Genomic DNA, 6,135 nt, shown 5'->3' with positions numbered 1-6,135 from the left:
CTGGTAGGAGGGCCGCCCCGGCGCGACGGCCTCCGTGACGAATATCGCCGCGGGGGCGCACCTCCTACCGGGGTTGTGGCTCCGTCCCCCCTGGTAGGAGGGCCGCCCCCGGCGCGATAATCCAACCAGCAACCAGCAACCAGCAACCAAAAACACCATGATGCCCATTCGAATTCCCCGCACCATCGTCAATCAGATTCTTTCTCATGCGCAGAGCTCTCCGGAGAGCGAGGTCTGTGGCCTTATCGGTGCGGCGGAGGGCGAGCCCCGGCGGGTCTACCCGGTTGCAAACGCTGCGCGCCGACCCGATGCGCTGTTTCAGATGGACCCCAAGGAGCAGGTCGATGCGATGCGCTCGATCCGGGAAGCCGGCCAATCCCTGTTCGCCATCTATCACTCCCACCCGCATGCCCCGGCATTGCCGTCGCCGATCGATCTGGAGGAGGCCTCCTATCCGGAGGTGCTATATCTGATCGTGTCGTTGGACACCAAGGGAGTACTGGAAATGCGGGGGTTTCGCTTGCGCGAGGGCCGGGTGGAGGATGTGGAACTGGAAGTTTCGTAGGGTGCGTTCTTGACTCGGGGTGTGCTCGAAAACCGCCGGCCGGCGCTTTCGTGTTACGCTGCCGTAAACCTGTTTTGCAAAAAAAATCGAGGGGTAAGGAATGGCCGAAACGGTCGATGAACTTTCGGTGGATTTCACCGAAGACGGATTACTGGTAACCAAGCAGTTGGACAAGGTGGTGCTCACCAAGGGGGCCTGGGCGACGATACTTTATCGCTATCAGGACTGGGATCGTGCCAAGGAGGAATACGGTCCCGAAAAGTACACGATTCGCCGCTATCAGAAGCGCCACGGCGCCTATCAGCAGAAATCGAAATTCAACATTTCGAGCAAGGATCAGGCACGCAAAATCGTCGATGCACTCGAACAGTGGATCGGTGACTGAACCGGCCCCGAATGTTCCATCAGTCCACCGCCGGAGGTGGGCTTCGCCTCAAGGTCGGTTTTTTCCGCATGGACACTGGAAGCCTGTCCGAGAATAGGCTGACCTACTGCGGCCAATCAGTCTTGCCCTCTGACGGTCGCTATTCCCGGACAGGCTCCCAGGCTGGCGTCCAGGGGACAACCATGGTGATAGCCGCGGAAAGCCGGAGGAGTCATAGCAATGGGGCATCTCGTGCCCGTCGCCAAGGCGGCAAGGCTGCTCAACGTTGGCCGCGGTAAGCTGCAAGAGCTGATCCGGAACGGCGGGCTTCAAACCTTCGAGGGGAAGCTCGACCTCGAAGAACTGGAGGGGCGTTTCCCGGAGTTGGCCATCGACGCGTCGCCGATTATGGAGCGGCTGGAGTTGATTCGTAACAGTGCGTTTTCGCGGCGGGTCAGGGAGACCGTTACCCCCGATCGCGATGCACTCACCAATCAACTGAAAAAGTGCAACACGGCGCTTTCCGTGGCGGAAGGACGGGCTGATAAATACGAGAAGCTCCTCAAGGATGTAGCTCAGCAACTCACTGAACTGCAAAATAGCGATGATGCCGGAAAGTGTAAAATAGCTGCCGACCTCAGCCGCTGGTTATTGACCCGAATGAATCGGTAGTGGTGTCGCAGGTCGGGTTTCACAGCCTTGCCCTCGTGGCAGTCGCTATTCTTGGACAGGCTCCTAGGTTGACGGGGTCGTATTGGTCCGGGCAGGAGGCGCGTTCTCGCGGCGATTTGCATCGCGAAGGCGTCAGGCCAAGGGTAGTCCCCTGGATTGGATAATCACCTGCAGAGTAAAGGAGCAAGGAGAAATTGTGAGTTACCGTGTCCAGCTACTGCCGAGCGGCCGCACCTTTACCGCCGAGGCCCACGAAAGCCTGCTTGATGCCGGATTGCGCTCGGGGGTCAACCTTCCCTACAGCTGTGCCGGTGGGAGTTGCGGCGAATGCAAGGCACGGGTCCTGTCGGGAGATGTCGATCTCCTGTCTCGTCATGAATACGTTATTTCTGAAGCGGAAAAACTGCGCAATACGATTCTGCTCTGCTCCAACGCGCCAGCTTCGGACGTGGTGCTTGAAGTGGCTGATACGGGTGAAGCGGGCGAGATTCCGCATCAGCGAATCCGGGCCCGGATCGCCAGCGCGCGGCGGATTGGTGATTACCTTCTTCTCCAGGTACGGACGCCCCGTACCCAGACTTTGCGCTTCCTGGCCGGGCAGTATGTCACCTTGAGCGTTGAGGGTGTCGGAAGTCGGCCGGCGGCAGTGGGCAGTTGTCCCTGCAACGGCCGGGTTATCCAGTTTCAACTGCATCGTGACGAAGATCCGGTAGCGGCGCACCTTTACGAACATGCCGACACTGGAGCTTCCCTGAATATCGAGGGTCCTTACGGGAACTTTACGCTGGAAGAGTCCTCTTCCGCACCGCTGGTCATGGTTGCCGAAGGGACCGGCTTCGCGCCGATTAAAAGCCTCGTGGAGCACTTTATTGCCCTGGAGCGGGAGGTGCCGGTCCGTCTTTTCTGGATTGCGGAACCGGGTGGGCACTATCTGGAGAATGTCTGCCGCTCCTGGCGGGACGTCCTCGACGACTTCAAAGTGTTCCTCATCGATAGAACCCCGGGGCTGGAGATCGCCGCAGTCACTGAGCCGATCTGCAGCGCCGCGCCGGATGATGCCGACTGGTACCTCGCCTGTTCGACGGAAATCGAAGCGGCTCTCCGGGTGGCCTCTTCCGGCCGTCTTCGGGTCTATTCGTATGAGACCGGGTCCCGAGAGCACGGATCCGACAGCTCTTTGGCACAGACGGGGCTTCAGCCCGACAGATAGCGACCGGCCCTGTCGGCCCTGAAGGCCGGCGTGCACCCCGGCAGGGCGGTCCGAATCTCCGCCGTTTTTGCGCGGCACAATCGCTACGCCCGCAAGATTGAAAAATTTTGCCTCATCTCCCGCCATGCTCCCACAATTACCCAAAGCCGATCTGCTGCTAGATTTCGTTTTAAGCGAACCAATTCCTGTAGATACATCGGGTTCATGGGCTCTGGCTCCGGAGTCCCCAATTCAGTGATGAAAGGGAAATCCATGGCAGCACAACGATGGGTGTACGCCTTCAGCGAAGGTGACGGTAAAGACAAAAAACTCCTGGGCGGCAAGGGCGCCAACCTCTGCGAGATGACCCAGATCGGCTTGAATGTCCCGCCCGGCTTCGTTATCACCACCCAGGCCTGCCTGGACTACCTGGCGCATGCCGAGCGGCAGCTGCCTGAAGGGCTTCCGGATGAGATTCGCACCCACATCCGCAGACTCGAGCAGCAGACCGGCAAGGTTTTCGGGGGTGCCGACAATCCGCTGCTGGTCTCGGTGCGCTCGGGTTCGGCCATGTCCATGCCGGGCATGATGGACACCATCCTCAACCTGGGCCTGAACGAAGACACCCTCTCCGGCCTCATTCACCAGACGGGGAATGAGCGCTTTGGATGGGACGCCTATCGGCGCTTCATCCAGCTGTTCGGCCATGTGGCGCTTGGCATTGCCGATACCCATTTCGATGAACATTTCGACGCCATCAAGCGCCAGGCAGGCGTCAAGGCCGATATTGGGCTTGACGCCGAGCACCTCGAAGAGATCTGCCGCCTGTTCCTGGAAGTGGTTGAGGAGCAGACCGGAAGGCCCTTCCCCCGCGACCCCTACCAGCAGCTGGAGTTGGCGGTGAAGGCCGTGTTCAACTCGTGGACGGGCAAGCGCGCTGTGGATTACCGCCGACAGTTCAATATCACCCCGGAGATGGCCAACGGCACCGCCGTCAACGTGGTGACTATGGTGTTCGGCAACATGGGCAATGACTGCGCCACCGGCGTGGGCTTCACCCGCGACCCGGGCACCGGCGAGAACGTGATGTTCGGCGAATATCTGGTCAATGCCCAGGGCGAGGACGTGGTGGCCGGCATCCGCACACCCAAGCCGGTATCGGCGATGGCCGACGAGATGCCGGAGATGTATCGGCAGCTGGTGGAGCTTCGCAACAAGCTGGAATCCCACTATCGGGAGGTCCAGGATTTCGAGTACACCATCGAGAGGGGCACGCTCTACTGCCTTCAGACACGTAACGGCAAGATGAATGCCGCCGCCCGGGTGCGCACCTCGGTGGAGATGACCAATGAGGGGCTGCTCTCCCGTGAAGAGGCCCTGTTGCGGGTCGAGCCCGACATGCTCGAGCAGTTGCTCCATCCCCGTCTCGATCCGGAGCACAAGAGCACGCCGGTGGCCACCGGCCTGCCGGCCTCGCCCGGTGCTGCGGCGGGCAAGGCGGTGTTCGATGCCGATCGCGCCGAGCTGCTGGGGCGCGCCGGCCAGAAAGTGATACTGGTTCGAGAGGAGACCAAGCCGGAGGATATTCATGGCTTCTTTGCCTCCGAAGGTATCCTCACCTCCCGCGGCGGCAAGACCTCCCACGCAGCGGTGGTGGCCCGAGGAATGGGCAAGCCCTGCGTGGCAGGCGCCGAGGGCATCGTGGTGAACGTCAAGGCGCGCATGGCGGCCGTGGGCGAGACCACCTTCCAGGAGGGGGACACCCTCACCATCGACGGCACCACCGGTAATGTCTATATCGGCGAAATCGCTACCGTCGATCCGGAGTTCTCCGATAACCTGAAGACCCTCCTGGCCTGGTCCGACGCCGTCGCCCGCCTGAAGGTCATGGCCAATGCCGACACCCCGGCGGCTGCCCAGAAGGCCGTCGATTACGGCGCGCAAGGCATCGGGCTATGCCGTACCGAGCGCATGTTCAATGCGGTGGATCGGCTTCCGGTGGTGGTGGAGATGATTTTGGCCGATACCCTGGAAGAGCGTCGCGACACCCTCGATAAGCTCCTGCCCATGCAGCGCGGCGACTTCAAGGAGATCTTCCGGGTGATGTCGCCACGACCGGTCACGGTGCGCCTGCTTGACCCGCCGATGCATGAATTCCTGCCCACCGAGGCGCAGTTGCTCGAGGAGCTTGAGCACCTGCAGAAACTGCATGTCACCATGCAGGGAGTGGGCGAGTTGGTGGGCAGCCTGCGTCTCTTGCGACCCGGGGCCCGGCACACGGACATGCCGGCGCCTTTTGATGTGCTCAATGCCGAGTTGGTGGCCGAAGCCATCGCCAAAAAGCGCCAGATGCTTAACAAGGTACGGGTGCTCTATGAGGTCAACCCGATGTTGGGGCACCGCGGTGTGCGGCTCGGGATTACCTATCCCGAAATCTACCGCATGCAGATCCAGGCGGTACTCGAGGCGGCGGCGGAACTCCAGCGGGAGGGGATCGACGTGATCCCCGAAATCATGGTGCCGCAGGTTATCAGTCCCGAGGAGCTGAAGATCGTCAAGCAGTACACCGAAGAGGTGCAGCAGCAGGTGGAGAGGCACTACGACGTTTCCCTCAACTATCGCTTCGGAACCATGATGGAGACGGTACGTTCCACGCTGCGCGCGGAGCGGATAGCGGGATACGCCGACTTCTTCTCCTTCGGGACCAACGACCTGACGCAGGCCGCCTTCTCCTTCTCCCGTGAGGATGCCGAGAACAAATTCCTGCCGCAGTACATTGCGCGCGGGATCCTCAGGGACAACCCCTTCGAGGCGCTTGATTACAACGGTGTGCTGAAACTGATGGAGATCGCCGTGAAGGATGGACGCAAGGTTCGCCCAGATTTGAAAGTGGGGATCTGCGGTGAGCACGGCGGCCATCCCGCCTCCATTCGACACTGCCATCACATCGACCTCTCGTATGTCTCCTGCTCGGCCCCGCGGGTTCCGGTGGCGCGTCTGGCCGCCGCCCAGGCCAGGCTGACGGAGGAGGAATATCAGTAGTTTCCGTCCATTGGAGGACCGTCTCGCGGCAGCCGGGTCCCGTCTATACTTTTTTGACGTTGGAAGCATGCTAGTGCCTTGGAAAAGTGCGCCTTATGAGCCGACCCGCCGCTTCGGCTCTGATTCAACGACGAACGTTGGCCGTCACTGCGAGTTGTGTTCCCTGCTATACAGGCCCGAATCAGTGGCGAACATTTTGCCGTCATTGCGAGGCTACCGGCCGCTGCGCGGCCCTAAATCAATGACGAACTTAGCCGTCATTGCGAGCCGTACCCCCTGCTGCGCAGGCCCGAATCGGTGACG

5 protein-coding genes are annotated in these 6,135 nt (G+C 60.9%); all 5 read left to right on the top strand.

The window, feature by feature from the left end; translation table 11 throughout:
- Window positions 1-157: 157 nt before the first annotated feature.
- Window positions 158-565: a M67 family metallopeptidase gene (locus Q7L05_RS16745; protein ID WP_303909354.1), complete on the top strand. Its 408-nt coding sequence runs from the start codon at window positions 158-160 to the stop codon at window positions 563-565.
- Between the two features lie 100 nt (window positions 566-665).
- Window positions 666-950, top strand: coding sequence for a hypothetical protein (locus Q7L05_RS16740; RefSeq protein WP_092994879.1), 285 nt, complete (start codon window positions 666-668; stop codon window positions 948-950).
- A gap of 219 nt (window positions 951-1,169) precedes the next feature.
- Window positions 1,170-1,601 carry a hypothetical protein gene (locus tag Q7L05_RS16735; RefSeq protein WP_303909350.1) on the top strand — a complete coding sequence of 144 codons (432 nt, stop codon included), beginning with the start codon at window positions 1,170-1,172 and terminating at the stop codon, window positions 1,599-1,601.
- 196 nt (window positions 1,602-1,797) lie between these two features.
- Window positions 1,798-2,811 carry a 2Fe-2S iron-sulfur cluster-binding protein gene (locus Q7L05_RS16730; protein WP_303909348.1) on the top strand — a complete coding sequence of 338 codons (1,014 nt, stop codon included), beginning with the start codon at window positions 1,798-1,800 and terminating at the stop codon, window positions 2,809-2,811.
- A 252-nt stretch (window positions 2,812-3,063) separates the two neighbouring features.
- Window positions 3,064-5,832, top strand: a complete 2,769-nt coding sequence (gene ppdK / locus Q7L05_RS16725) for a pyruvate, phosphate dikinase (protein ID WP_303909347.1) — start codon at window positions 3,064-3,066, stop codon at window positions 5,830-5,832.
- The last annotated feature ends 303 nt before the right edge of the window (window positions 5,833-6,135 follow it).

Source organism: Thiohalomonas denitrificans, assembly GCF_016841685.1.
Classification (GTDB): Bacteria; Pseudomonadota; Gammaproteobacteria; order Thiohalomonadales; family Thiohalomonadaceae; genus Thiohalomonas; species Thiohalomonas denitrificans_A.
Note: the sequence above shows the minus strand (reverse complement) of the source record. Positions and strands in the feature narration are given on the sequence as shown.

Coding starts and splice junctions, on each gene's coding strand:
- Q7L05_RS16745 (WP_303909354.1), top strand. CDS start 158: ATGATGCCCATTCGAATTCCCCGCACCATCGTCAATCAGATTCTTTCT.
- Q7L05_RS16740 (WP_092994879.1), top strand. CDS start 666: ATGGCCGAAACGGTCGATGAACTTTCGGTGGATTTCACCGAAGACGGA.
- Q7L05_RS16735 (WP_303909350.1), top strand. CDS start 1,170: ATGGGGCATCTCGTGCCCGTCGCCAAGGCGGCAAGGCTGCTCAACGTT.
- ppdK (WP_303909347.1), top strand. CDS start 3,064: ATGGCAGCACAACGATGGGTGTACGCCTTCAGCGAAGGTGACGGTAAA.